The sequence below is a fragment of the Neisseria sp. P0021.S006 genome (genome assembly GCF_051956895.1).
The window spans coordinates 1-620 of the sequence record NZ_JBQCWZ010000850.1; the positions used below are offsets into that span (position 1 = coordinate 1).

At 50.3% G+C, this 620-nt stretch carries 1 protein-coding gene; it reads left to right on the top strand.

Annotated features, from left to right (window positions below):
• Window positions 1–479, top strand: a 479-nt coding sequence (prfH, locus tag ACTHUM_RS17485) for a peptide chain release factor H (protein WP_440403625.1), incomplete at its 5' end; no start/stop codon positions are given.
• Window positions 480–620: the final 141 nt, after the last annotated feature.

A 620-nucleotide genomic window follows, 5' to 3' on the forward strand; every position in this document is an offset into this window, starting at 1 on the left:
GCATTTTGTCGGCGACGCTCAAATTGGCAGGGCAAAAAGCCGAAAGTTTGGCGCAAACTTGGCAGGGGACGCTCCAATGGATATGCCCCAGCCCCGTCCGCCCGAAACATCCGCGCAAAAATTGGTATATAGGCGTTTTTCGTTTGCCCGATATGCCGCAGACGTATGAAATGCCGTCTGAAAACGGAATCGAGTTTCAAACCTGCCGTTCGGGCGGTAAAGGCGGGCAACACGTCAATAAAATCGAAAGCGCCGTCCGCGCTACCCATAAAGAAAGCGGCATTTCCGTGTGGGTCGAGAGCGAACGCAGCCAGCATGCCAATAAAAAATTGGCGGTAATGTTATTGGCGCAAAAGCTGGCAGAGCATCATGCCGGACAGGCAGGAAATTTTGCGCAGGAGCAGCACACGCAACTCTATCAAGTTGAGCGCGGCAATCCGAAAAGGACGTTTGTCGGAGCGACGTTTAAGGAGAAGTAATTTGCCTGTCGGATAAACAGGCATAGTGAAAACATAAACCAAAGGCCGTCTGAAAACTTTCAGACGGCCTTTTATCAGTTTATCGATTAGCGTTCGCTCAACGCTTGTTTCATACGCGTAATCGGTTTGATCAGGTATTGG